The organism is Arthrobacter sp. (assembly GCF_048266065.1).
In the GTDB taxonomy this organism is placed as follows: domain Bacteria; phylum Actinomycetota; class Actinomycetes; order Actinomycetales; family Micrococcaceae; genus Arthrobacter_H.
The window spans coordinates 412,644-436,124 of sequence record NZ_JBLXAH010000002.1; the positions used below are offsets into that span (position 1 = coordinate 412,644).

Here is a 23,481-nt window from a genome sequence, read left to right on the forward strand (position 1 = left end):
GCGGGCCGGCTTCCCCACACGGGGGAGCCGGGCCGCTGGCGTTTGCGGGGGCTACTGCTGCGAAATGCGCACCATCTCGTCGCGCTCGACGACCTTGATGCGTTCGCGCGTGATCTCGCCGGCAGCTGTCCGGATGGTTCCTGCGGCCTCGCCGAGACGGTGTTCGTGGGCGTCCAGGGCGATCCAGCCCTCCCACGTCGTGTAGGCGATCCCGCGTTCGTCCAGCAGGTCGATGATGGCCTGTTCATCGGGGTGGACGGCGGCTGGGAGTTCCAACCGGTCTTCGAGCAGGTTCCCGATCGTCTCCAGGGCATCGCCCTTGGTGTGTCCGATCAGGCCCACGGGGCCGCGCTTGATCCACCCGGTGGCGTACAAGCCCTTTACATGCTGGCCGTCATCGTCGAGCACGCGGCCGCCGTCGTTGGGGATCACCCCGCGGCGCGGATCAAAGCCGACCTCGACGAGTTCTGACCCGAAATAGCCAATGGCCCGGTAGACAGCCTGCACCGGGTAGTCCACCAGTTCACCGGTTCCGCGCACGTTTCCCGTGCCGTCCAGTTCCTGGCGTTCGAAACGGATTCCCTGCACTTTCCCGTCGGCACCGGTGATCTCCACCGGGGTATGCAGGAAGTGCAGGTGCAGGCGCCGGGAAGCCGGGACCCGCTTTCCGGCCTCTTCCTGCTCCTCCCGGTCCTCCTGCTCCACGAGCCAGTTCGTCAGGGTGTTGACCATGGTCTTGGCCTGGTTGTTGGTCTTGATCATCTCGTCCGAGGCCTCGTCGAACTCGAAGTCCTCCGGATAGAGCACGATGTCCACGTCGCGGGAGTGGCTGAGTTCACGCAGTTCCAGGGGGGTGAACTTCACCTGGGCCGGGCCGCGGCGGCCGAAGATGTGCACGTCGGTGACCGGCGAGGCGGCGAGCCCCGCGTAGACGTTGTCCGGGATTTCGGTGACCAGGAGGTCCTCGGCATGCTTGGACAGCACCCGGGCGACATCCAGTGCCACGTTGCCATTGCCGATGACCGCGATCTCCTTCGCTTCCAGCGGCCACTCCCTGGGCACGTCGGGGTGCCCGTCGTACCACGAGACGAAGTCGGCGGCACCGTAGGAGCCCTCCAGGTCCATGCCCGGGATGGCCAGGTCGGCGTCCTTGATGGCGCCGGTGGCGAAGATGACCGCGTCATACATGTCCCGGATGTCGGCCAGGGTGATGTCGCGCCCATAGGTGACATTGCCCAGGAAGCGGATGTCACCGCGGTCCAGGACCTTGTGCAGTGCCTTGACGATCCCCTTGATGCGCGGGTGGTCCGGAGCAACCCCGTAGCGGATCAACCCATAGGGCGCCGGGTAGCCGTCGAACAGGTCGATACTGACCTCGAACTCGCGCTCGGCCTTGGTCAGGATGTCCGCGGCGTACACGCCCGCCGGGCCGGCCCCGATGATGGCGACGCGCAGCGGTCGGTCTGCAGCTGGGTTGGACACTGGTATTCCTTTCGGCGGTACTCCTCGAGGTGCGCCACCCGAACGGGAATTAACGCACAGCCACCTAGTCTAATTGCACGCAGAGCACACCGCGTATTCCTGTGGGAGCGCACACATGAAGGGGCGGATGGCCATGGTGGCCATCCGCCCCTTGCAGTGGTTGCGCGCGCCGGTTCAGCCGCGGCGCCGGATCAGGTGATCAGGACCAGATGCCGACGACCTTGCCGCTGGCATCGGTGGCGGTGACGGAGTTCTCGCCCAGGAGCCGACGTGCATCGTGCACGAGCTGCAGCGTCTCGTCGGCGGCGTCCTTCCAGTCCTGCTCCACGGAGGAGTAGGTATCGCCCGCGTTGTTGTCATCCCAGTTGTCCTTGACGAACTTCACCTGGGTTTCACGATCGCCGATGATGCTCTCGATGCGTCCCGCGATACGGATGATGTCACCCTCGATGCGCGAGGCGTGGTCGCTGTCGAATCCAATGACGTCGTCGTTTTTTCCCATGTTCAAATCCTTCCGTGGTGGCCCCAGTGGCCGGTCGTGGTGTGGTGCGCTCCGCGCGATGGGGACGCCTCAGTGAAGAGGTCCCCGACGTGGCCTGCCGGCTAGACGCCGAACTTGAAACCCGAACCCTTGGCGCCCGCTGCGACGCCCTCGGCCTTCTTGCCACCCGATGCCATGGTGTCGTCCATGGTGATGTATTCCTTCGCCGACTGGGCCTGGCCCTGCGAGATGCCGCTCAGCGCGGTAATCAGGTCGTTCTGGACGCGCTGGGATTCCACCATGAAGTTCTGGTAGGAGACGCCGCCGTCGCCGGTGAAGGTCGTGCGCAGGTCTTCCACCCCGTCGACCAGTTCCTCGACCAGACGCACCAGTTCGTCACCCGAACCGCTCGCCTGCTCCGCCGCGTTTCCAATGGCGTTGGTGTCCATCTTTCCCTTGAAGCCCATGTGCTCTTCCTTTCGTCGATGTGGGATCCGTTGCCCCGTATCCCCCTTGCTGATAACCAGCTAACGCCACCGCAACAAACGCGGTCAAGCGTCCTGCATGGGGAGAACTCCCCATCCCCGGCCGATTCGACGACTTTTCATCCATCGACCTGACATGATGGACTCACAACAGCCATGCAGCCGACTGGGAGGACCACGTGGCGACAGAATTCGACAGCCAACTCATCGAGTCGGTCGCCGTCCGCCGAAACCGGGTGACGGATGCGCTGCTCTATGGGGACAACCCCACCGAACGCCGGTGGAAGGCCACGACGAAGCAGTTCCTGTTCAGCCTCGTCGCCGCCGCCATGATCACGGCGATCTGCATCGGGGTTTCGTTCGTTTCCAACATGATTGCCAAACAGGCAGAGCAAAAACGGCAACAGCAGGAACAGCTCCAGAAGCGCTCCGTCCATGCCCTCGTGTTGCCTGACAGCGTCCCGACCCCCGGAAGGATGGGGAACTAGCCCACCATGGCACAGCCCTACACCCGCGTCACCCTCGTCGGAGACCGCCGTAACGCCGACCTGCTCCTGCCTGCCTCCGAGGCGGTGGGCACACTGATGCCCCAGATCCTTGACCTGCTCGGGGATGCCCCAGGCGACGGTGTCTCCGCCAAGGTCCTGCTGACCGCCTCCGGCGAACCGATTGCGTCCCAGGATTCACTGGCCCAGGCACAAATCCACGACGGCGCCCGACTGACCCTGGTCAGCAACAGCGAGGCTCCCCCTCCGGCAGTCGTCTATGACATCTCGGACACCGTCGTGGAGCAGACCCGCGAGGTGGGTGGATCCTGGAACCGGACCCACCTGGTCACCGCGTCGGGCATCTTCGCAGCGATGGGCCTCTGGCTGTCACTGGATCTGGTCCTCGGTCGCTACCTGCCGGATGCCCGCTGGTGGATCCTGCTCGCCGTGGGCGCCGGGCTCCTGGCGCTGGGTGCTGCAGTATCCGCCGGTTCGCGTCCGGTGGCCTCCGCCCTGATGGGCGCCGGGTGGGGCGCCGGGATGATCGGCCTGATCCATTGGCCGGCCGATGCACCCTTGAGGCTGCTGCTGGCTGCGGCGGGAACTGCGGTGTTCGTGGCCTGCCTGGCCACCGTCCTGCGGTATCCGCGCGCCGTGCTGCTCGGTTCCGGCGTGCTGGCAGTGCTGACCGGCGTCTGGGCCGGCTCGGTGCCCCTGGCCCGGTGGGCTGCGGGGGTTGCCGACGCCGATCTGGTCGTCGGGGCCGGTGCCATCGCCAGCATCTGTTCGATTCTTGCCTTGGGCATGCTGCCCTCGTTGGCCCTGTCGTTGTCGGGATTGGCGGCCCTGGATGATCGACGGGCCAACGGATCCTCGATCTGGAGGCGCGATGCCCTGGCCGCCATTCGATCGGCACATTCGGGTTTGACGCTGGCCACGGTGGCTGCCGCCGCCTCCACAGCCGTTGGCCTCTGGCTCGTCGCCTCCGACGACCGGAGCCCAAAATGGACGCTTCCCCTGTTGTTGGCGCTGGCGTTGGCGACGTTGCTGCGCTCCCGCGCCTTTCCGTTGGCCATCGAAAGGTACGCACTGTATGCGGCGACTGCCGTCGGCGTGGTGGCCGGCGCCAACGCGCTGGCCCGGCTGAATCCGGACACGGTATGGGTCGTGGGCCTGGCCATCTTCGTCGTCGCCATCCTGACAGGACTGGGTCTGGCCGTCGACCTGCCGGACCACGTTGAAGCGCGGATCCGCCAGATCTGCGAACGACTCGAAATGCTGGCCATTCTCGCCACGCTCCCGCTGCTTGTCGGGTATTTCGGCGTGTACACCCAAATGCTGGCCACGTTCTAGCCCGGAGGACCTCCCATGAGTGCATCACACAACCAGGGCCCGACGGTCGAGGGCCAGAATCTCGATCCCTGGGGACAGCCCGTCAACGACCCGTGGGGAACGCCCCCTCCGTCCCGCCGTGACCGGCACCGCCAGACTCCGGACACCGGGTCCCGGCCCGGCACCTCCCCGGCCCCGGGCGCCGCCACCGGCTCCCTCGGATCACCGCTGGAACACGACCGCCGCCGGCTCTCACGCGTCAAGGCCACCGGAGGCTCCGTGACGCGCACGCTCGCTGCGCTCTTCGGCGGCCGGCATCCCGCCACGATCGCCGGCGAGCAGGCGGCCAGCGTCCAGATCCCGGTGACGACGGGACGCCGTATCGCCGTAGTTTCCACCCGCGGTGGCGCGGGCAAGAGCACCGCTGCCGCCCTCTTGGCGGGTGTCTATTCCGCGCTGCGACCTGACAGCACCTGCGTCCTTGACATGGACCCCGGGCACGGAAGCCTCGCACTGCGCCTGGGACTGGAGAACGCGCCCGCCCTCGACGCCATCGTGCCCGAACTGACAGGCGGCGCCCAGCCGGGAGCTTCCCACCTCGCGGAAATGCTCGCGCAGGCCTCCGACGGCCTGTATGCCACCGGCGCCCGGGCTGCGGCCCCCACACGATCCTCCGGCGCCGAATTGCGTCAAGCCACGTCGACCATCTCCCGCTATTTCCCGATCACGCTGCTTGACTGCCCCACCGGCCTGGACCAGGCAGACACCCAGGCCGCACTGGCCGACTGCCACGGTGCCGTCTTCATCGTCCCCGCGAACCTCTCGGGCATGGACAATGCCCTCGCGGCCCTGGCCACGTGGCAGACGTGGCCGGCAGTTGCCGCCATCCCCCTCACGGTGCTGGTCATGCAACAGGACCGTTCATCGGCCCTGGACGCGTTGGACCAGGCGGGTCGGTTGTCCCGGCTCGGGTTCGACGCGCACGCCATCGGCTACGACCGCCATCTGGCAGCCGGCGCCGCGATCTCGCCGTCCTTGCTGCTGCCCGCCCACCGTGAGGCAGCGATCGCCCTGGCCGGGCGCATCCTCTCCCGCGCCAACGAGGTCCGGTAGCCGATGTCCCAGCGAATCATCCACCGCCCCGCGCGGACCTCGACACCGCTGCGGGACTTCCGTCCCTTCCACCTCGATGGGCCTCCTCCGGTCGACGGCGAGGCTCCCGGCCTGAACCTGATGACGATCGTCCCGATGCTCGGCGGCGCCGTCTCCATGACGGCCATGATGATGTTCCGCAACTCGCCGTTTGCCGCCATTGGCGCCATGATGATGATCCTGACCGTGGTGATCGGCATCTTCATGATGTTCTCCAACCGCGGCAAGGCGGTCCGGACCCGGACGGTGGCCCGGGACAACTACATGCGCTACCTGGAGCGGTCCCGGGTGAAGATGCGCTCCGATGAGCTCGAGGCACTGGCGGTGGCCCGTGAAAGCGCGCCACCGCCCGAAGCGCTCTTCGACATCGTCCGCACGCCCATGCGCCTCTGGGAGCGCCGGCGCGGAAACCAGGACTTCCTCGACGTGCGTCTGGGATCCGGCGAGCGGCCCTGCCGCGACATCGCCGTTAGCGACTTCGCCGGGGCCACGCAGCAGACCGACACCTTCATGGCGGCCGAAGCAGAGATCCTCAAACGTCGTTTCTCCACCAGCCCCGACATGCCCGTGACCATCCCGTTGGACTCCGTGGGCAATGTCAGCATCATCGGCGACCGGGACTTTGTCCTGGCCGCCACACGGAACCTGATCGTCTCGGCCTGTGCGTTTCACTCCCCCGAGGACCTGGGCCTGGGCATCGGCACTCCCGAGCATTTCCGGGATGACTGGCAATGGGCGACGTGGCTGCCCCACCTGGCGGACCAGTCCCAGACCTCGGGCGTCGAATTGACTCGACGCATCGCCCCCGATCTCGCGTCCCTGACGGAAGCGATGAGCGGGGACCTGCAGCGCCGGGCCAAGATCGCCGTGGAGGCCAAGAAGGTCGGGTTGGACACCGGACAGCCGCTGGCCCGGTTGGTGGTCGTCTCCGACACCCACGGCTCCCAGTCCCAGGAACTGCCCCTGTCCGACCGGTTCCTGTCCCCGGCCGACGTGGGGTTGACCGTCCTGCACCTGGTCCACGACCGCAGCGAGGAACCCAGCGACGTCTCCGTGCGCATCACCCAAACCGCTGACGGATTCCAGGTCCAGGACTACCGTTCCGACGCCGTGCACCCTGTCGTGTCCAGCGGAACGCTTGATCCGCTGTCGGTGGCGACGGCGGATGCCCTGGCCCATGAGTTGGCCCCGCTGCGGCTCTCCTCGGATTCCTTGGAGCACGGCGGCTCCAGTGAGGGGGCCCAGAGCTTCCTGGGCATGCTCGGGCTCTCCCCGGAGCTCAGCCGCGCCGACATCGAACGAACGTGGAGGCCACGCGGTGACGCCGAGTTCCTGCGCATCCCCCTGGGGCCCGACGACTCCGGCCGCCCGACGGTCCTGGACCTGAAGGAATCGGCGCAGTTCGGCATGGGCCCCCATGGCCTGTGTGTGGGGGCCACCGGCTCCGGCAAGTCCGAAATGCTGCGCTCGCTCGTCTTCGGCCTGCTCGCCACCCACTCCCCCGACATGCTGGCCATGGTGCTGGTCGACTTCAAGGGCGGCGCCACGTTTGCCCCGTTCGAGGGCGCCCCCCAGGTCACGGGCATCATCACGAACCTCTCCGACGACCTCTCGCTGGTCGAACGCGTCTATGCCAGCCTCAACGGCGAAATCCTGCGCCGCCAGGAAGTGCTCAAGGCCGCCGGCAACATCGCGAACATCACCGACTACCAGGTGCACCGCAACGAGCGTCTGGCCCGCGGCGAGGACATGGCACCACTGCCGCACCTCGTGGTGATCATCGACGAGTTCGGCGAGCTGCTCACGGCCCGCCCCGACTTCATCGACCTGTTCCTGTCGATCGGGCGCATCGGCCGGTCCATCGGCGTGCACCTGCTGTTGAGCAGCCAGCGTGTCGAGTCGGGAAAGCTCAAGGGCCTGGAAACCTACCTGTCCTACCGGCTCGGCCTGCGCACCCTCTCGGAATCCGAATCACGCACCGTCCTGGATACCCCGGATGCCTTCCACCTGCCACCGGTCCCCGGCTATGGCTACCTCAAGGTCGACACCACCGTGTACACCCGATTCAAGGCAGGCTACGTCTCGGGTCCGCTGGAAGACGTCCAGGAGGACAATCCCGAGGACCAGCCCATCCAGGAGGTCTCCGATGTCCTTCCGATCCCCCGCTATGCCGGGGAATCCACCGCCGGGAACGACGACGGGGCGGCGGCTGCTGCCAAGGACGAAGCCGCGAAACGCACCACGGGACCCACCGTGATGTCCACGCTCATGGACACCCTGCGTTCCTTCCCCCGCTCGGTCCAGGAGATCTGGTTGCCCCCGTTGCCGGCGGCCATCTCCCTGGACGCGGCCACCGGCGGGGTCCATCCGGCCGAGCACGGCTTGGCCCTGGGAGCCGGGGGCAAGCTGCGCGTGCCGATCGGTTTGCTCGATGATCCGGCCAAGCAATGGCAGGGCCTCTGGGAGATCGATTTCACAGCAGGCGGCGGAAACCTCATGATCACGGGCGGGCCGCAATCGGGCAAAAGCACCCTGCTGCGCACTGTGGTCGCCTCGATGGCGCTGACTCATTCCCCGAAGGAGGTCGGCATCTACTGCATCGACCTGCTCGGTTCGGCCCTGCTGCCGCTCAATGGGCTGCCCCATGTGGGCGGGACCGCCATCCGCACCAACCGCGAGGTCGTCCGGCGCACCGTGGAGGAGCTCATGGGCATGCTCCTGATCCGCGAGCGGGCGTTCGAGAACCACCAGATCGATTCCCAGGCCACCATGCGGCGCATGCACGCCCAGGGCCAGCTGCCGGAGCTGCCCAGCGCCGACATCTTCCTGGTGATCGATGGCTACGGGCAGATCGCCGACGATTTCGAGGAGATCCGTGAGAGCGTCAATGCGCTGATCATGCGCGGCGGCGGCTACGGCATGCACGTCGTGACCACCCTGAACCGCAATGCCGAACTGCGCATGGCGCAACAGGGATTCTTCGGCAACAAGATCGAGACCGCGCTGGCGGAACCGACGGATTCGCAGATCGACCGGAAGATCGCCCCCGGGGTCAACCCGGAGGCTCCCGGCCGGGCCCTGTCGGACCGCAAACTCATCGGCCATGTGGCACTTCCGCGGATCGACGGCGTCGACGACGCCGAGGACATGTCCGATGGCCTCCGCGATCTCGTCGCGCAGGTCGCCGAGCACACGAACGAGACCGCCATGAAGGTCAGGGTCCTGCCGGGCGCCATCGGCTGGGACCATGCCCCGAAGCCCTCGAGCCCCGGGCACTTCCCGCTGGGCCTGCGCGAAACCGATCTGGGCGATCATGTGCTTGACCTGCAGGCGAAGGACCGCCACCTGATCGTGTTGGGCGATGAGGAGTGTGGAAAGTCGAATATCCTGCGCAACCTCATTGCCACCCTGGTCTCCCAGCACACCCCGGACGAGTTGCTCTTCGGCGTGTACGACCCGCGCAAGGGACTCGACGACGTCGTCCCCGACGACTACCTCGGGGGGTACGCCGGCAGTGCGATCGTGGGCGAACAGCTCTCGGGCGCCCTGGCTTCCGAGTTGCAGCTGCGCACCACGGGCGGCGATGAGGAACACCAGCCAAGCAAGGCCAAGCTCGTCGTCATCGCCGACGACTATGACGTGTTGACGGCCAGCGGTTCCTCACCGCTGGGGCGCCTCACCAATTACCTGCCGATGGCAGATGAGCTGGACCTGCACGTCATCCTCACGCGCAAGGTCCGCAGCGCCAGCCGCGGCATGTACGAGTCGTTCTTCTCCACGTTGCGCGATGCCGGCACCGCGGCATTGATCATGAGCGGGGACCGCTCGGAGGGCGGCTTGATCAACAACATCCGGGCCAGGCCGCTCCCGCCGGGCCGTGGCCAGCTGGTGCAAACCGGGCGGCCGCTGCAGACGATCCAAACGTATCTGAACGCCGACTCGGAATAGCCCGGCCACCAAGCGGGTTGTCAAGGTTATGCCCCGTCATGCCCCCACCCCGCCCACCACACGGCAGCCCACAACCGGTGCCGCGGCGCCGAGTCGTGCCGGGCTGATGCAGGGCCTCGGTGCCTATGTGCTCTGGGGCGTGCTGCCGTTGTACTTCATGACCATCTCGATCGCCTCCGCGACCGAGATCGTGGCCAACCGCATCGTGTTCAGCCTGGTCTTCTGCATCATCCTCATCGCCGCCACCCGGTCGTGGGGCGAACTCCGTACCCTGATCCGCGATCATGGAGCGATGAGGCGCCTGGCGGTCGCCGCGGTCTTGATCACCGTGAACTGGGTGACGTATGCCTACGCGGTGTTGCACGGCCACACGGTGGAAGCTTCCCTGGGCTATTTCATCAACCCGCTGGTGTCTGCGGCGTTGGGTGTGGTGTTCCTGAAGGAGAAGCTGTCGCGGCTCCAGTGGACCGCCTTGGGGTTCGGGCTGGCTGCCGTCGCGGTGCTCACGTTCGCCTACGGTTCGATCCCGGTGATCGCCCTGACACTGGCCTTCTCGTTCGGGCTGTACGGCTTCGTGAAGAACCGGGTCGGACGCACGGCGACCGCCGCAACGAGCCTCACCGTCGAAACGGCCTTCCTGACGTTGCCCGCGTTGGCGTACATGGCGTGGCTGATGTTCCACGGCCAGGCCACGGTCTTCACCAACGGTGCCGGGCACTTCTGGCTCATGGCCGCGAGCGGCGTCGTCACAGCAGTTCCCTTGCTGCTCTTTGCCGGTGCAGCGCGCCGGTTGCCGCTGAGCACGGTCGGCACCTTGCAATTCCTGACCCCGGTGATGCAGTTCATCATCGCGGTGGCGATCTTCCACGAGGACATGCCCATCGAGAGGTTGGCCGGATTCGCCCTGGTCTGGGTGGCCATCATCCTGCTGGCCATCGACATGCTCAGGCGCCCTCGTGTCCGGGCCACTGTCCCGGCAGGAACGGCCTCGTCGACCGCCCAGACCGCAGCCTCGGAACCGACGGCTTAGCCGCACGGCCCGGAAACGCCTGCGGCGGTGCAGCGGCCCCGAGGGACCGACGCACCACCGCAGGCGAAGTGCCCATCAGGCGTTCTTGCGGATGGCTTCCTCGAGGATATCGAAGGCATCGGCCAGCAGCTCATCGGAAATGACCAGCGGCGGCAGCAGTCGAACGACGTTGCCGTAGGTTCCGCAGGTCAGGATGATGACACCGGCGGCCAGGCAGTCTGCGGCGATCTTCTTCGTCAGGTCCGCATCCGGTTCCCTGCCTCCCGCCTTGACGAACTCGATGGCCAACATGGCCCCGCGTCCACGCAGGTCGCCGATGGCCGGGACCTCCTTCTGCAGCGGCCGCAGGCGCGCATAGAACGCCTCCTCGATGGCCTTGGCCCGGGAATTGAGGTCAGCTTCGGCCATGTACTCCACGGCGGCCAGCCCCGCGGCAACCGCTACGGGGTTTCCCCCATACGTTCCGCCGAGTCCGCCGGGGTGGACCGCGTCGAGAAGTTCTGCGCGGCCGATGATGCCGGAGAGCGGCAGCCCGCCGGCGATGCCCTTGGCCAGCGTGATGATGTCCGGGACAACGCCTTCGTGGTTCACCGCGAACCAGTCACCGGTGCGGCAGAATCCGGACTGGACCTCATCGGCGATGAAGACGATGCCCTGTTCCTTCGCCCATTCTGCGATGCGCGGCAGGAAGCCGTCGGCTGGGACGATGAACCCGCCCTCGCCCTGGATGGGTTCGATGATGATCGCTGCGATCTGGTCGCCCCCCACCTGCTTCTCCATGGCCAGGATGGCGCGCTCGGCGGCTTCCTTGCCGGAAATGTTGGGGTTTTCCTCACGGAACGGGTAGCTCATGGGCATCCGGTAGATTTCCGAAGCCAGGGGGCCGAATCCGCGCTTGTAGGGTGCGGCCTTGGCCGTCAGCCCCATGGTGAGGTTGGTGCGTCCGTGGTAGGCGTGGTCGAACGCGACCACTGCGCTGCGGCCGGTCGCCACGCGGGCCACCTTGACCGCGTTTTCCACGGCTTCGGCACCGGAGTTGAAGAAGACGCTCTTCTTGGCGTGCTCACCGGGGGTGAGCTCTGCCAGTTTCTCGGCGAGCTCCACATACCCCTCATAGGGGGTGACCATGAAGCAGGTGTGGTTGAAACGTGCGCTCTGTTCGGCGACGGCAGCGGAGACCTTCGCGTTGGAGGCACCCACGGTCGTCACGGCGATCCCGGATCCAAGATCGATGAACGAGTTCCCGTCGACGTCGAGGATGACACCGCCGTCGGCATCGGCGGCAAAAACGGGAACCGACGAGGCAACACCGGCGGCCACCGCTGCGGAGCGTCGTTCGGCCAGGGCCCGGGAGTGAGGCCCGGGGAAGGCCCCGGTGATGTTGCGCTTCTGTTCGAGCCGGTACTGGATCTCCACGACGGCTTCCTTCCTATCGGTGTCCTGGCGCCACTGGCTGGGGGCGCCCTGCGTCGACACCGAGCCTACGGTTCGACTCCCCACCGACGCTAGGGTGCTTGGCACAGGCCAATTCGCCGGCCGTTATGCATCCGCACAGCACAGTGGCGGCCCCACCCGGAGATGGGACCGCCACGCGCTGACAGGGAAATCCGAGGTCAGGAGTCCTGGGGGACGAAATTTTCCAGGTCACCCTCCGGTTCCTCGGGATGGCGTGACAGGTTGACCAGGGACAGGCCCAGGCCGCCCCAAACGGTCAGGATGGCGATGATCATCATGGTGATCGCGATGGGTGTCATCGGAGTGCCCCTTCTTCTGCATCTTCTTCGGCCTTGACGGCGTCGTACTCGGGATCGTGGTTGGCCTTGGAGTTGCGGCTCCACGGGATGAACGTGAGGATGATGGCCACCACGACCAGCGCCCCGGCCATCCCCCATCCGAAGACACCCAGGAACCAGATGGGGTAGTCCTCGTAGGGCGTCTGGATCTTGGTGATGAATTCGTTGATGAGCATGTACCCCAGGGCCACCGGGGCCACCACGGCAACCAGGAGCATCCAGACGCTCTTCATCTTGATGCTGGCAAACCGGTTCAGGTGGCGTGAGAGCAGCGGCAGCTTGCGCAGGAACCAGGCCACGACGATGACCGCGACCAGGGCGCCGAGCATGATGCCGAAGCTGTTCACGAAGGCATCGAAGGTGTCCAGCAGGTACAGGCCGGTGGTGGTCGGGAAGAGGACGATGGAGATCAGTCCGACGGGGATCGAGACGGCCAGCGCGGATTTCACGCGCGGCCAGCCCATCTTGTCCTGGATCGCTGCGACGATCACCTCGAGGATGGAGATCAGCGAGGTGATGCCCGCGAAGACCAGCGAGCCGAAGAACAGCACGCCGAGCAGGGCCCCGACGGGAGCCTGGGAGACGATGGTCGGGAACGCCACGAAGGCCAAGCCGATGCCCGCATCCACCACCTCGGTGATGTCGCCTCCGGAGGCCTGGGCCATGAAGCCCAGGGCCGCGAAGACGCCGATGCCGGCGAGGATCTCGAAGGCGGAGTTCGCGAAGCCGACGACCATGCCGGAACCGGTCAGGTCGGTCTTGCGCTTGAGATAGGAGGAGTAGGTGATCATGATGCCGAAGGCGACGGACAGGGAGAAGAAGATGTGGCCGTAGGCTGCGGCCCACACTCCGGGATCGCCCAGCGCCTCCCAGTTGGGGGTGAAGAAGGCATTGAGCCCGTCGGCTGCGCCCGGCAGGAACAGGGAGGCGACCACGAGCAGGATGAACATGACGATGAGCAACGGCAGGAACACTGCGTTGGCGCGGGAGATGCCCTTGTTCACGCCGGCGATCATGATGCCGATGACGACAATCCAGGTCACGAGCAGGGGCCAGAAGACGCCCGGCACGTAGTCGAAGCCCAGGGTGGGGGTTTCGGCGACCTGCAGGAAGTCGCCCATCAGGAAGTCCCCGGCGTTGTCCCCCCAGGCCTTGGTGACCGAGAAGAAGGTGTACATCCCGGCCCAGGCGATGATCACCGCATAGTAGATGGCGATGATGAAGCAGACCAGGACCTGCCACCAGCCCAGCGGCTCGGCGGCACGGTGCATGCGGCGATAGGCCAGTGGCGCCGAACCACGGAACTTGTGGCCGATGGAGTAGTCCAGGAACAGCAGCGGGATGCCAGCGGTCAGCAACGCACACAGGTAGGGGATCAGGAAGGCGCCGCCGCCGTTGTCGTAGGCAACATAGGGGAAACGCCAGATGTTTCCCAGGCCGACGGCGGAACCGATCGCGGAGAGGATGAACAGTTTTCGGGATGAAAAGGTTTCTCGTTTAAGGGTCGGGGCTGTCGCGGCCCCGCCCTTCGATGGAGTGGTCATGCCCTATACCGTAGACGGCTGTTGAACACGTCACAAAGACCGTTGATGGCGCGTTCGTCATTTCATCCAATGCCGCGTACTTTCTTGAGGCCGATGCACAGCCCGCGGGTAGAATGACCAGCATGGCAATGACGCTCTCCGGCCTGCTGGCTTCCCCGACCTTGCACTTGAGGGCCCTCACGGAGCCCGACAACGCTGCGGATACCCCGATTTCGTGGGCGGCAGTCACCGAGCTGGCCGATCCCACGCCTTTTCTCGCAGGTGGCGAAGTGCTGCTCACCACGGGGGTGCGTCAGAAGACCCTGGCAGCGCAAGCGGAGTTCGTGGACCACGCCATCCGTGCCGGAGTGGTGGCGCTGGGCTACGGAACGGGGCTGACGCATGCCAAGGTGCCGGCCGCCGTCGTCCGCCGAGCCGAGGAAGTCGGGCTCCCCCTCTTCGAAGTCCCCTACCAGACACCGTTCGTGGCCATTACCCGCATCGTGGCCGAAGAACTGGCCGCTGACAATGTGGCCCGGATGGAGCGCCTGCTCAAGGGCCACCAGCGGCTGGCGGCGGCGCTTCTGGGCGGAGGCGGCCTTCATGGGCTGCTTCGCGAGCTCGGCGCCCAGTTGCAGCGGACGGTGTCGCTGAGCCAATACGGAGCCCGGATCCACGGTCCCGCCCCGGCCGCCGACGGTTGGCTCACGGTGCCCATCCCCACCGGGTTGCAGGACCGGTGCACCCTTTTCCTGGAGGGATTGGGAACCGGGGGCGGGCTGATCGAGTACGCCCAGTCCCTGATCAGCGTCGAACTGGCCAACCGGGCACGACTGCGTGAATCACGGCGGACGGTCAGTGGCCAGGTCCTCACCGATCTGACCCGGGGCGTCATCGAGGGCCAGGACGCTGCGCTGCGGCTTCAATCGGTGGGGATCGCCCCGAACGCGGCCCACACGATCCTGCTGGTCGAGCCCGTGGGGCCCACCTCACGGACCATCCCCTCGTTGCCGCTGCCGCCGGGCCGGGAGAAATGGGTCTCGGCCATGGTCGAGGACCGCCTGGCCGTGGTGCTGGATGCCGGCGACGGCGAGGCGGCCGCCACGGAATTCGCCGCGTACCTCACGGGGGCAGGAGTCCCGGCCCGGGTGTCCTATGGCGGCTCGTACGCCCAGGTCACCGGGCTGCGCTGGAGCTACTTCGAGGCCGTCGAGGCATTGCGCCACGGAGGCCTGGTCAACCATCCCTCGAGGATCTCCCTGACGTCGCTGCTGTTGGCGGCCCACGACGTTCCCCTGCAGGCCCTGGCCGCCGAGGCCCTGGAGCCGCTCGCGGACTTCGATGCGGCGCACGGTGCCGACCTCCTGGTCACGTTGCGGCGCTTCCTGGAACTCAACGGCAGCGTGGGAACGGTCGCCGAGGATCTGGGACTGCACCGCAACACGGTGCGCTACCGGCTGCAGCAGATCGCAGACCTGAGCGGGTACGACCCCTCCAACACCCCCGACCGGGTCCAGTTGTGGCTGGCGTTGTCCGCCCACGACGTTCGCTGAGCCCGGGGGCGGATAGTATTTAGGCATGGCTGAAATGTTCGTTGAGAAGTTCCGTTCCCTGGTCCCCAAATACCTCGATGACCAGTGGGTATCCGAGGATGGCCTGACCCCGCAGGAGCTCCGCGAACAGCTTGAGGATGCACGGGTCGACATCCCGCAGGTCCTCGGGGAGTTCTACCTGGCCGTCGGCGCTTGTGATGACCTCATGGAGGCGTACTACTATTTCTTCGACCCCGACGAGCTGGAGGTCGAGGACGGCTACCTGCTGTTCATGGAAGATGAGGACGAGCAGTACGTCTGGGGCATCCGCGAGGACCAGCTGGACATCCCCGACCCCATCGTCCACCGGCGCCGCAACGACCGCGGGACCTGGGAAAGCGAAGAAGGCACCTTCAGCGAATACGTGCTCGACATGTTCGAGTGGGTCTTCGAGGAACTGGAACCCGAACTGGAGAACTAGCCGAGATGCCGGCCCGCCTCTTTGGCCACCACCAGCCGCCGGGCTATGTGTGCCCGTTCTGCGAGCTCCTGGCAGGAGGGCCGTTGTCCGAGGACAACCTCTGCGTGCCATCGGACCTGGTATACCGGGACCGGCAGGTGGCGGTGATCATGGCGTGCGACGGGTTCGGCAACTACGGTGGGCACGCCATGGTGATCCCCACGGCCCATCTGGAATCGCTCTACGATCTGGATGACGACGTCGCCGCCTCGATCATGATCATGACCCGCAGGATCGCCCTGGCCATGAAGCTGGCGTGGAATCCGGAGGGCACCTCGACCCGCCAACACAACGAGCCGGCCGGCAACCAGCACGTGTGGCACTACCACCAGCACGTTTTTCCGCGGTACGCCGACGACGACCTGTATCGCCAGCTGCGGCATCGCGTGCCGGTCGAGGTCCGGGCCCGGAAGTCCCGCGAGTTGGCTGTGGCCCTGGAACAGCTGGGCTGACGCGCTCCCCCCCGGCTAGTTCTCTCGCGTGACGACGGCGTGGGCAAATGCAGCCAGCGAAGCCTTCACGGGGCCTTCCGGCAGGGGAACCAGGGCCTCGATCGCGTCGGCGGACCACTGGTGGGCCACTTCCCATGACCGTTGCGTCACCGGGTGCGCGGCGAGGGCCGAGACGGTGCGGGCCAGATCCTCGTCGGAGGACAAGTCGCCGTCCACCAGTCCCAGCAGCTCGGTGGCCGAGTCATCGCCGGAAGCCGACGCCTGGCGCAGCAACAACACCGGCAGGGTCGGCACACCTTCGCGGAGGTCGGTTCCGGGCGTCTTGCCCGAGTTGGCCTGGGCACCGGTGACGTCGATGACGTCGTCGGCCAGCTGGAAGGCCACTCCTACCTTTTCCCCGTAGTCGCGCATCACCTCGACGTGTTCCGTCGCGCCGCCGAACAGGGCACCGAAGACTCCGGCGGTGGAGATCAACGAGGCGGTCTTGTCGGCGATCACGTCCAGGTAGTGCGCTACCGGGTCTTCCCCGTCCCGGGGTCCAACGGTTTCGTGCAGTTGCCCCAGGCACAGGCGCTCGAAGGTGCGGGCCTGCAATTGGACGGCCTCGGCCCCGAGCTCGGAGCCGAGAACGGATGCCCGCGCGAAGATCAGGTCCCCGGTGAGGATCGCCGTGGAGTTCCCCCAGACTTCGTGCGCCGTGGGCGCTCCGCGCCGGTAGGGCGCGGAATCCATGACGTCGTCGTGGTAGAGCGTGGCCAAATGGGTCAGCTCGACGATGGCAGCGGCCTTGATGACCTCGGGGGTCACGCCGTCGGCCAGCAGGGCGGTGAGGATGACCAGCAGGGGGCGGACGCGCTTGCCTCCGGCTTCCATGAGGTGGCGGCTGGTGGCATCGATGAGCGGGTCGGAATTGGCCACGGCGGCCCGCAGCACCTTTTCGACCTTGGCCATGCCCTGGGAGATGGCGGGACCGAAATCGGGGTCCTCGGCCACGGCCCGGAAACCGGGAGGCAGGTTGATGCCCGCGGCGAGCGCCGAGGTTTCCGCGAACAGGTCAACGGAGTCCGGCACGCCGTGGCCGGCGGTCGTCCAGTTGGTCGGGGAATCATTCACGGTTCTGGGACCTGCTTGTCGTCGGGGTGGATCGTTTCTCGGGCCGCGCCCGTTGTGGTTGGCTGTTCCCCGTGGGCGGGGCCAGCCGTTCCAGCACATGGATCACTCTATCCTCAAACCCCTTGCCGCCGTCGTCGGTGAGGTTCGCGAGCATCCGCACGACGAATCGCATCAGGACGGGGGTGCTCATGCCGGTGCGCAGCGCCAGTTTCATCACCTGGGGGTTGCCGATCAACCGCGCAAAGACGCGCCCGAGCGTGAAGTGGCTGCCCCATGCCTGGCGGACCACCTCCGCATAGGAGGCCAACACCGCGTCACGGGACCCCGGTGTTGTGCCGTGCAGGCCGGAGCACGCGTCGAGGATGAGCTCGGCCGCCATGCGGGCGGATTCCATGGCATAGCTGATGCCTTCGCCGTTGAACGGCGAGACCATGCCGCCGGCGTCACCGAGCAGCAAGAGCCCCGGGGTGTAGTGCGGGGTGCGGTTGAAGCCCATGGGCAGGGCTGCCCCCCGGATGGGTCCGACCTGGTTCTCCTCGCTGAAGCCCCATTCGCCGGGCATGGCGGCGGTCCAGTCGCGCAGGACCTGGCGGTAGTCGAGCTTGCCGAACTCGCGGGTGGAGTTCAGGATGCCCAGCCCGACGTTGGAGGTGCCATCGCCGACTCCGAAGACCCAGCCGTAGCCGGGCAGGGGACGACCCGCCTTGTCGGGGAGCTCCAGCCAGCCTTCCATCCAGTCGTCGTCGTGCCGCGGCGAGGTGAAATAGGTCCGGTAGGCCACCCCCAACGGGCGGTCATCGCGCTTGTGCAATCCGGCACTGACCGCGGTACGCGTCGAGTTCCCGTCGGCGGCGAGGACGACGTCGGCACGGAATTCGCGGGTCTCCCCCGTCTTGCGGCCGCGTTCATCCAGGATGTTCGCGACGGCGCCGACCACCCGGCCGGTGGTGTCGCGGATGACGTCGGTGACCGCATGGTTTTCGAGCAGCCGGGCGCCGTCGGCCTGGGCGTGACGGGCCAGGGCCTCGTCGAAACCGTGCCGGGTGCGGATCAGCCCGTAGTCCGGGAAGTCCCCGAGCTCGGGCCACGGAATCTCCATCGATCGGCCGCCGGCGACCAACCGCAGACCCTGGTTCCTGCGCCAAATGCCGGTGTCGGCATGGTCCACGCCCAGACGCGCCAGTTCGCGGACGGCGCGCGGGGTCAGGGCATCACCGCAGACCTTCTCCCGGGGAAAGGAGGTTTTTTCCAGGACGGTGACCTCCACCCCGGCGCGGGCCAGGTAGCTGGCGGCGGTCGAACCGGCAGGACCGGCCCCCACGATCAGTACAGACACGTCGTTCCTTGTCCGGGGCGGCTAGAGCGTCGACCGGGAGGCCCGGTGACGCAGGTACTGGGAGGCCTTGGCCTGGCGTTCGGCGGCCGTGGCGGCATCGGCGTCCAGCGGCTTGGTGGCCCGGTGGACGGCGACGATGCCGCCCGAGAGGTTGCGGTACCTGCACGATTCCCAGCCGGCGTCGGCGATCCAGGAGGCCAGCCCGTCCTGGTTCGGCCAGGCCCGGATGGACTCGGCCAGGTAGACATAGGCGTCCGGATTGGAGGCGACCTTGCGGGCGATGGGCGGCAGTGCCCGCATCAGGTATTCGGTGTAGACGGTGCGCCAGGGGGCGAACGTGGGGTGGGAGAACTCGCAGACCACCAGTGTGCCTCCCGGTTTGGTCACCCGCAGCATCTCGGCGAGCCCCTTCTGGGGATCCCCCACGTTGCGCAGCCCGAAGCTGATGGTGGTGGCGTCGAAGCTCTCGTCGGCGAAGGGCAGGTTGGTGGCGTCACCGGCCACGAAGTCGATGTCGGGGCGGCGGCGCTTGCCCACCCGGAGCATGCCCAGCGAGAAGTCGCAGGCCACGACCTCGATGCCGGCATCGGCGTAGGGCTCCGATGAGGTGCCGGTGCCGGCCGCCAGATCGAGGACCCGCTGTCCGGGCTCGGCGCCCACGGCGTCAACCACGACCTTGCGCCACAGACGCGTCTGGCCCATCGAGAGGATGTCGTTGACCAGGTCGTACCGGGGCGCGACGTCGTCAAACATGGCTTGGACTTCTTCGGGACGCTTTTCCAGCGATGCACGGCTCACCTACCCAGTGTCTCAAAGTTCGACGCAGTCGCGAAAAACCGGTGCGTGGCCGCAGGTAGGCTGGTGCCATCATGAACAGTGAATTTCCCGGCTCCACCGTGCCGAAAACCGGCGCGCCGCCGGCGGCGGACTCCCCCCTGCCCGTCCTGCGGAGCATCACCTTCCCCCGGGCCGCAGTGCAGGACAACGGCTTCCTGGACCTGCTGGTCCGGGACGACGCCCTGGTGTGGGGCCGTCGCGGCGAGGGCCTGGTGGGGTTCGGCGAAGTGGCACGGTTCACCGCCACCGGGCCCAATCGATTTGCCACCCTGCGCCGCTGGTGGTCCGACATCTCCGCCGCGGCCTCGGTGGAGGATGCCGTCGGCCTCCCGGGCACCGGCCCCGTTGCCTTCTCCGCGATAGCGTTCTCGGCCGCCAGCCCCTACGCCTCGCGCCTGGTGGTCCCCCGCCTGGTGGTCGGCCGCAGCGGTGACACCGGGTGGATCACCCTGACCACCGCTGACCCGGAGGCCGAGCTCAGCGCGGCAGCCGCCGAACAGCTGCTGGCCGACCTCCTCGATGACCGCTCCCCCGAACGCGACCTGGCCCCCGGTGAGGACCGGCTGGTTCCCGGACAGGTCTCCGAAACACAATATGAGGAGTCGGTCCGCGCCGGAGTCCGGGCCATCGACTCCGGCGACCTGACAAAACTCGTCCTCGCCCGCGACGCCGTGGCCGAGCTGGGGGCGGATATTGCCGTGTCCCAGGTGCTCCGCGAGCTGGCATTGCGCTATGCGGACTGCTGGACCTATTCGGTCGACGGGCTCATCGGCTCCACGCCCGAAATGCTCGTCAAGGTCACCGGCGACACGGCGCGGGCCCGCGTCCTGGCCGGGACCCTGGATCGCGCCACGGCCCCCGCCGGGGACGATGGCTACGCCGCACGGATGCTCTCGGGCAGCGAAAAGCAGCGCCACGAACACCGGCTCGCCATCGATTCGCTCACCGCTGAGTTGGGGCCACTGGTCACCGGCATGGCGTCCCCCGACGAGCCGTTCGTCCTGGAGCTGCCCAATGTCTGGCATCTGGCCTCCGATGTCGAGGCACAACTGCGGGTGCACGACGACGGCACCTCGCCGTCGGCACTGGATCTCGCCGAGGTCCTGCACCCCACCGCGGCCGTGTGCGGAACACCGACCGCCGTGGCCGACGAGCTCATCCTCCGGTTGGAGGGCATGGACCGCGGCCCTTACGCCGGACCCGTCGGGTGGGTCGACACCTCAGGCAACGGTGAATTCGGCATCGCCCTGCGTGGCGGCGTGGTCGAATCCCCCACCCGGGTCCGCCTGTATGCCGGCTGCGGCATCGTCGCGGCCTCCGATCCGGCCGCCGAACTGGCCGAGTCGTGGGCCAAGATGCGCCCGATGCGGGAGGCCCTCAACTTGTAAATTTTTTGTCACCCGAACCACTTGTTTACTTGCAAGACACTCCTGTAGCTTGTGATGAACATCTCATCCGGCGATTTTCCGGTCTATGATGTCATTTCCGGCGTGGATGCCCGTCGGGTCACTCGAGAAGGAATTTACACATGCGGATTCACTCCACCTTCACCAAGGCCCTGGCCGTTTCGGCCGTCGCCCTGATGTCCCTGACCGCCTGCGGCGGCTCCGACGGCGGAGCCGACGCTCCGGCGGCAACCGGTGCCGGCAGCGACCTGGGCCTGGTCCAGGCCGGCACGCTGACCGTCTGCTCCGACATCCCCTACAAGCCCTTCGAATACGAAGAGAATGGGAAATACGTTGGTTTCGACATGGACCTGGTCGGCGCGATCGCCAAGGCCATGGATCTGAAACTGGAAGTCAAGGACGTGGGCTTTGATGGCCTGCAGTCCGGCGTCGTGCTCGCTTCGGGCCAGTGCGACATGGGGGCCAGTGCCATGACCATCACCGACGACCGCAAGAAGCACCTGGGCTTCACCGACGGCTACTACGACTCCGAGCAGTCGCTCCTGGTCCCGAAGGACTCGGACATCAAGTCGATCGATGACCTGGCGGGCAAGACCGTCGGCGTTCAGCAGGGCACCACGGGCAAGAAGTACGCCACGGAACACGTGCCCTCCGACACCAAGATCCAGGACTACCCCTCGGATGCCGAGCTCTTCCCGGCGCTGCAGTCCAAGGGCGTGGACGCCGTGTTGCAGGACCTGCCGGTCAACCTGGAACACACCCAGGACGGCAAGTTCAAGATCGTCGCGAAGTACAAGACGGATGAACAGTACGGCTTCGCGGTGAAGAAGGACGGCACCGAGGCGCTGCTGAAGGAGCTCGACGCCAAGCTCGCCGGGCTCAAGGACAACGGCCAGTACCAGGAAATCTACGACAAGTACTTCTCCACGAAGTAGTCCAGATGGGTTCGCCCCGGGGTTCGTTCCCCGGGGCGAACCCCTGACACCAGCTGGAAGGCCAGACCGTTGAAACCCTCCACCCGTAGGCGCCTCTTCCGGGGCAGCCTCTATGTCATCCTCCTCGTCGCCGTGGCCGCCCTCCTGTTCGTCGCGGACTGGAAGGCCATCAAGTTCAACTTCCTCGACCTCGAGGTCGCCAAGGAACAATTCCCGGCGATCATCACCACCGCCGCGAAAAACACCGTCATCTTCACGGCCATCGCCTTCGTCGGAGGCCTCATCCTGGGCCTGATCCTGGCGTTGATGAAGCTCGCACCGATCGGCCCCTACCGGTGGATCGCCACCGCCTACATCGAGCTCTTCCGTGGCCTGCCGGCCCTGTTGGTCATCTTCGGCATGGCCTTCGCCGTGCCGCTGGCCTTTTCCTGGCGTCCTCCCGGCGGCGGCGTCGGGGCGGGTCTACTCGGTTTGATCCTGGTGTCCGGCGCCTACATCGCGGAGACGATCCGTGCGGGCATCCAGGCGGTCCCTCCGGGCCAGACCGAGGCGGCCCGCTCGTTGGGCATGGCCCCGGCCTGGACCATGGTGTCGGTGGTCCTGCCGCAGGCGTTCCGGATCATCACGCCTCCCCTGACCAATGAGCTGGTCATCATCATCAAGGACACCTCCTTGCTGTTCATCGCCGGCATGGCCATGGGCGACAAGGACCTCACGACCTTTGCCCGGGACATGTCATCGCAGACCGCGAACTCGACCCCGTTGATTGTCGCGGGCCTGATGTACCTGGTCGTCACGCTGCCCTTGACCCAGCTGGTGGCCAAGCTCGAACGCCACCAAAACAGAGGACGGTAACGATCATGAGTACGGAAATTCCCGATCAGAACCGCCCGGCCATCGAGGTCCGTGGCCTGCACAAGAGCTTCGGCGAGAAGGAGGTCCTCACCGGCATCGACTTCCACGTCGGCCAGGGCGAAGTGGTCTGCGTGATCGGCCCCTCCGGCTCGGGCAAGTCGACGTTGCTGCGCTGTGTCAATCGGCTCGAGGAGCCCACCCAGGGCACGATCCTGGTCGAGGGCATCGACATCACCGACCCGGAAACGGATCTGGACAAGGTCCGCATGCGGATCGGCATGGTGTTCCAGCAGTTCAACCTCTTCCCGCACCTGGACGTGCTGGACAACCTGGTGCTGGCCCAGCGCCGCGCCAAGAAGCGCGGGAAGGCCGAGGCCCGCAAGATCGCCCAGGGGAACCTGGACAAGGTCGGGCTGGGCGACCGCGGTGACGCCTATCCCTCGCAGCTCTCCGGCGGGCAGCAGCAGCGGGTGGCCATCGCCCGCGCGCTGTCGATGGATCCGGACATGATGCTCTTCGACGAGCCGACCTCCGCGCTGGACCCCGAACTCGTCGGCGACGTCCTGGCCGTCATGCGCCAGCTGGCCGACGAGGGCATGACCATGATGGTCGTGACCCACGAGATGGGCTTCGCCCGCGAGGTGGGTGACCGCGTGGTGTTCATGGACGGCGGAGTCGTCGTGGAGCAGGGCAAGCCGGACGATGTGCTGGGCAACCCGCAGCACGAACGCACCCAGTTGTTCCTCTCCAAGGTCCTCTGAGTCCGGAAAACGACAGCACG

At 66.7% G+C, this 23,481-nt stretch carries 21 protein-coding genes; 12 read left to right on the top strand and 9 right to left on the bottom strand.

Annotated features, from left to right (window positions below; translation table 11 throughout):
- Positions 1–51: 51 nt before the first annotated feature.
- The 3 genes from ACN0TP_RS05055 to ACN0TP_RS05065 form a co-directional block, all read right to left on the bottom strand.
- A complete protein-coding gene (locus ACN0TP_RS05055; RefSeq protein WP_417217344.1) occupies positions 52–1,482 on the bottom strand; it encodes an FAD-dependent oxidoreductase in 1,431 nt (476 codons plus the stop codon).
- 199 nt (positions 1,483–1,681) lie between these two features.
- Positions 1,682–1,984, bottom strand: coding sequence for a hypothetical protein (locus ACN0TP_RS05060; RefSeq protein ID WP_417217346.1), 303 nt, complete (start codon positions 1,982–1,984; stop codon positions 1,682–1,684).
- 101 nt (positions 1,985–2,085) lie between these two features.
- Positions 2,086–2,430, bottom strand: a complete 345-nt coding sequence (locus ACN0TP_RS05065; RefSeq protein WP_417217347.1) for a WXG100 family type VII secretion target — start codon at positions 2,428–2,430, stop codon at positions 2,086–2,088.
- Positions 2,431–2,627: 197 nt separating this feature from the next.
- Here ACN0TP_RS05065 and ACN0TP_RS05070 point away from each other — a divergent pair, with 197 nt between their 5' ends.
- From ACN0TP_RS05070 to rarD, 5 genes are read left to right on the top strand one after another with little or no spacing between them, the layout of a single operon-like run.
- Positions 2,628–2,936 carry a hypothetical protein gene (locus ACN0TP_RS05070; RefSeq protein ID WP_417217349.1) on the top strand — a complete coding sequence of 103 codons (309 nt, stop codon included), beginning with the start codon at positions 2,628–2,630 and terminating at the stop codon, positions 2,934–2,936.
- A 6-nt stretch (positions 2,937–2,942) separates the two neighbouring features.
- Positions 2,943–4,289: a type VII secretion integral membrane protein EccD gene (gene eccD, locus ACN0TP_RS05075; protein ID WP_417217351.1), complete on the top strand. Its 1,347-nt coding sequence runs from the start codon at positions 2,943–2,945 to the stop codon at positions 4,287–4,289.
- A gap of 15 nt (positions 4,290–4,304) precedes the next feature.
- Positions 4,305–5,381: a hypothetical protein gene (locus tag ACN0TP_RS05080; protein ID WP_417217353.1), complete on the top strand. Its 1,077-nt coding sequence runs from the start codon at positions 4,305–4,307 to the stop codon at positions 5,379–5,381.
- Positions 5,382–5,384: 3 nt separating this feature from the next.
- Complete coding sequence (gene eccCa / locus ACN0TP_RS05085; RefSeq protein ID WP_417217355.1) at positions 5,385–9,368, top strand: type VII secretion protein EccCa; 3,984 nt, start codon at positions 5,385–5,387, stop codon at positions 9,366–9,368.
- Positions 9,369–9,396: 28 nt separating this feature from the next.
- Positions 9,397–10,398 (top strand): EamA family transporter RarD, encoded by a 1,002-nt coding sequence (gene rarD, locus ACN0TP_RS05090; protein ID WP_417217357.1) that lies wholly within the window; start codon positions 9,397–9,399, stop codon positions 10,396–10,398.
- 75 nt (positions 10,399–10,473) lie between these two features.
- Here rarD and gabT read toward each other — a convergent pair whose 3' ends face one another.
- The 3 genes from gabT to ACN0TP_RS05105 all read right to left on the bottom strand — a co-directional run bounded on the left by gabT (position 10,474) and on the right by ACN0TP_RS05105 (position 13,735).
- Positions 10,474–11,814: a 4-aminobutyrate--2-oxoglutarate transaminase gene (gene gabT, locus ACN0TP_RS05095; RefSeq protein WP_417217506.1), complete on the bottom strand. Its 1,341-nt coding sequence runs from the start codon at positions 11,812–11,814 to the stop codon at positions 10,474–10,476.
- A gap of 197 nt (positions 11,815–12,011) precedes the next feature.
- Positions 12,012–12,152: a methionine/alanine import family NSS transporter small subunit gene (locus ACN0TP_RS05100; protein ID WP_417217359.1), complete on the bottom strand. Its 141-nt coding sequence runs from the start codon at positions 12,150–12,152 to the stop codon at positions 12,012–12,014.
- Positions 12,149–13,735: a sodium-dependent transporter gene (locus tag ACN0TP_RS05105; protein ID WP_417217361.1), complete on the bottom strand. Its 1,587-nt coding sequence runs from the start codon at positions 13,733–13,735 to the stop codon at positions 12,149–12,151. Before ACN0TP_RS05105 ends, ACN0TP_RS05100 begins: the two co-directional genes overlap by 4 nt.
- A gap of 122 nt (positions 13,736–13,857) precedes the next feature.
- On the opposite strand from ACN0TP_RS05105, the gene ACN0TP_RS05110 reads away from it, so the two are divergent.
- The 3 genes from ACN0TP_RS05110 to ACN0TP_RS05120 are packed head-to-tail and all read left to right on the top strand — an operon-like array spanning position 13,858 to position 16,218.
- Positions 13,858–15,267, top strand: coding sequence for a PucR family transcriptional regulator (locus ACN0TP_RS05110; RefSeq protein WP_417217363.1), 1,410 nt, complete (start codon positions 13,858–13,860; stop codon positions 15,265–15,267).
- A gap of 25 nt (positions 15,268–15,292) precedes the next feature.
- Positions 15,293–15,727: a hypothetical protein gene (locus ACN0TP_RS05115; RefSeq protein WP_417217365.1), complete on the top strand. Its 435-nt coding sequence runs from the start codon at positions 15,293–15,295 to the stop codon at positions 15,725–15,727.
- 5 nt (positions 15,728–15,732) lie between these two features.
- Positions 15,733–16,218, top strand: coding sequence for an HIT family protein (locus tag ACN0TP_RS05120; protein WP_417217367.1), 486 nt, complete (start codon positions 15,733–15,735; stop codon positions 16,216–16,218).
- A 15-nt stretch (positions 16,219–16,233) separates the two neighbouring features.
- Here the strand turns inward: ACN0TP_RS05120 and ACN0TP_RS05125 are convergent, their stop codons facing one another.
- Genes ACN0TP_RS05125 through ACN0TP_RS05135 form a run of 3 tightly spaced genes read right to left on the bottom strand, consistent with a single transcriptional unit; the run spans position 16,234 to position 19,465 of the window.
- A complete protein-coding gene (locus ACN0TP_RS05125; RefSeq protein WP_417217369.1) occupies positions 16,234–17,331 on the bottom strand; it encodes a polyprenyl synthetase family protein in 1,098 nt (365 codons plus the stop codon).
- Entirely contained in the window at positions 17,324–18,667 is a 1,344-nt protein-coding gene (locus ACN0TP_RS05130) for a geranylgeranyl reductase family protein (RefSeq protein ID WP_417217371.1), read from the bottom strand. The genes ACN0TP_RS05125 and ACN0TP_RS05130 overlap by 8 nt, the downstream gene beginning before the upstream one ends.
- A gap of 21 nt (positions 18,668–18,688) precedes the next feature.
- Positions 18,689–19,465, bottom strand: coding sequence for a demethylmenaquinone methyltransferase (locus ACN0TP_RS05135; protein WP_417217373.1), 777 nt, complete (start codon positions 19,463–19,465; stop codon positions 18,689–18,691).
- Positions 19,466–19,536: 71 nt separating this feature from the next.
- Here ACN0TP_RS05135 and ACN0TP_RS05140 point away from each other — a divergent pair, with 71 nt between their 5' ends.
- From ACN0TP_RS05140 to ACN0TP_RS05155, 4 genes are all read left to right on the top strand, one after another.
- A complete protein-coding gene (locus ACN0TP_RS05140) occupies positions 19,537–20,892 on the top strand; it encodes an isochorismate synthase (protein ID WP_417217374.1) in 1,356 nt (451 codons plus the stop codon).
- A gap of 140 nt (positions 20,893–21,032) precedes the next feature.
- Entirely contained in the window at positions 21,033–21,845 is an 813-nt protein-coding gene (locus tag ACN0TP_RS05145; protein ID WP_417217376.1) for a basic amino acid ABC transporter substrate-binding protein, read from the top strand.
- Positions 21,846–21,914: 69 nt separating this feature from the next.
- Complete coding sequence (locus ACN0TP_RS05150) at positions 21,915–22,700, top strand: amino acid ABC transporter permease (protein WP_417217378.1); 786 nt, start codon at positions 21,915–21,917, stop codon at positions 22,698–22,700.
- A 5-nt stretch (positions 22,701–22,705) separates the two neighbouring features.
- On the top strand, positions 22,706–23,461 hold the full coding sequence (locus ACN0TP_RS05155; RefSeq protein WP_417217380.1) for an amino acid ABC transporter ATP-binding protein: 756 nt from the start codon (positions 22,706–22,708) through the stop codon (positions 23,459–23,461).
- The last annotated feature ends 20 nt before the right edge of the window (positions 23,462–23,481 follow it).

What these genes read in the sequence shown, in the direction of transcription:
- ACN0TP_RS05060 (WP_417217346.1), bottom strand. Translation starts at nt 1,984, where the DNA reads ATGGGAAAAAACGACGACGTCATTGGATTCGACAGCGACCACGCCTCG.
- ACN0TP_RS05065 (WP_417217347.1), bottom strand. Translation starts at nt 2,430, where the DNA reads ATGGGCTTCAAGGGAAAGATGGACACCAACGCCATTGGAAACGCGGCG.
- eccD (WP_417217351.1), top strand. Translation starts at nt 2,943, where the DNA reads ATGGCACAGCCCTACACCCGCGTCACCCTCGTCGGAGACCGCCGTAAC.
- ACN0TP_RS05080 (WP_417217353.1), top strand. Translation starts at nt 4,305, where the DNA reads ATGAGTGCATCACACAACCAGGGCCCGACGGTCGAGGGCCAGAATCTC.
- eccCa (WP_417217355.1), top strand. Translation starts at nt 5,385, where the DNA reads ATGTCCCAGCGAATCATCCACCGCCCCGCGCGGACCTCGACACCGCTG.
- rarD (WP_417217357.1), top strand. Translation starts at nt 9,397, where the DNA reads ATGCCCCGTCATGCCCCCACCCCGCCCACCACACGGCAGCCCACAACC.
- ACN0TP_RS05100 (WP_417217359.1), bottom strand. Translation starts at nt 12,152, where the DNA reads ATGACACCCATCGCGATCACCATGATGATCATCGCCATCCTGACCGTT.
- ACN0TP_RS05105 (WP_417217361.1), bottom strand. Translation starts at nt 13,735, where the DNA reads ATGACCACTCCATCGAAGGGCGGGGCCGCGACAGCCCCGACCCTTAAA.
- ACN0TP_RS05110 (WP_417217363.1), top strand. Translation starts at nt 13,858, where the DNA reads ATGGCAATGACGCTCTCCGGCCTGCTGGCTTCCCCGACCTTGCACTTG.
- ACN0TP_RS05115 (WP_417217365.1), top strand. Translation starts at nt 15,293, where the DNA reads ATGGCTGAAATGTTCGTTGAGAAGTTCCGTTCCCTGGTCCCCAAATAC.
- ACN0TP_RS05120 (WP_417217367.1), top strand. Translation starts at nt 15,733, where the DNA reads ATGCCGGCCCGCCTCTTTGGCCACCACCAGCCGCCGGGCTATGTGTGC.
- ACN0TP_RS05140 (WP_417217374.1), top strand. Translation starts at nt 19,537, where the DNA reads ATGAACAGTGAATTTCCCGGCTCCACCGTGCCGAAAACCGGCGCGCCG.
- ACN0TP_RS05145 (WP_417217376.1), top strand. Translation starts at nt 21,033, where the DNA reads ATGCGGATTCACTCCACCTTCACCAAGGCCCTGGCCGTTTCGGCCGTC.
- ACN0TP_RS05155 (WP_417217380.1), top strand. Translation starts at nt 22,706, where the DNA reads ATGAGTACGGAAATTCCCGATCAGAACCGCCCGGCCATCGAGGTCCGT.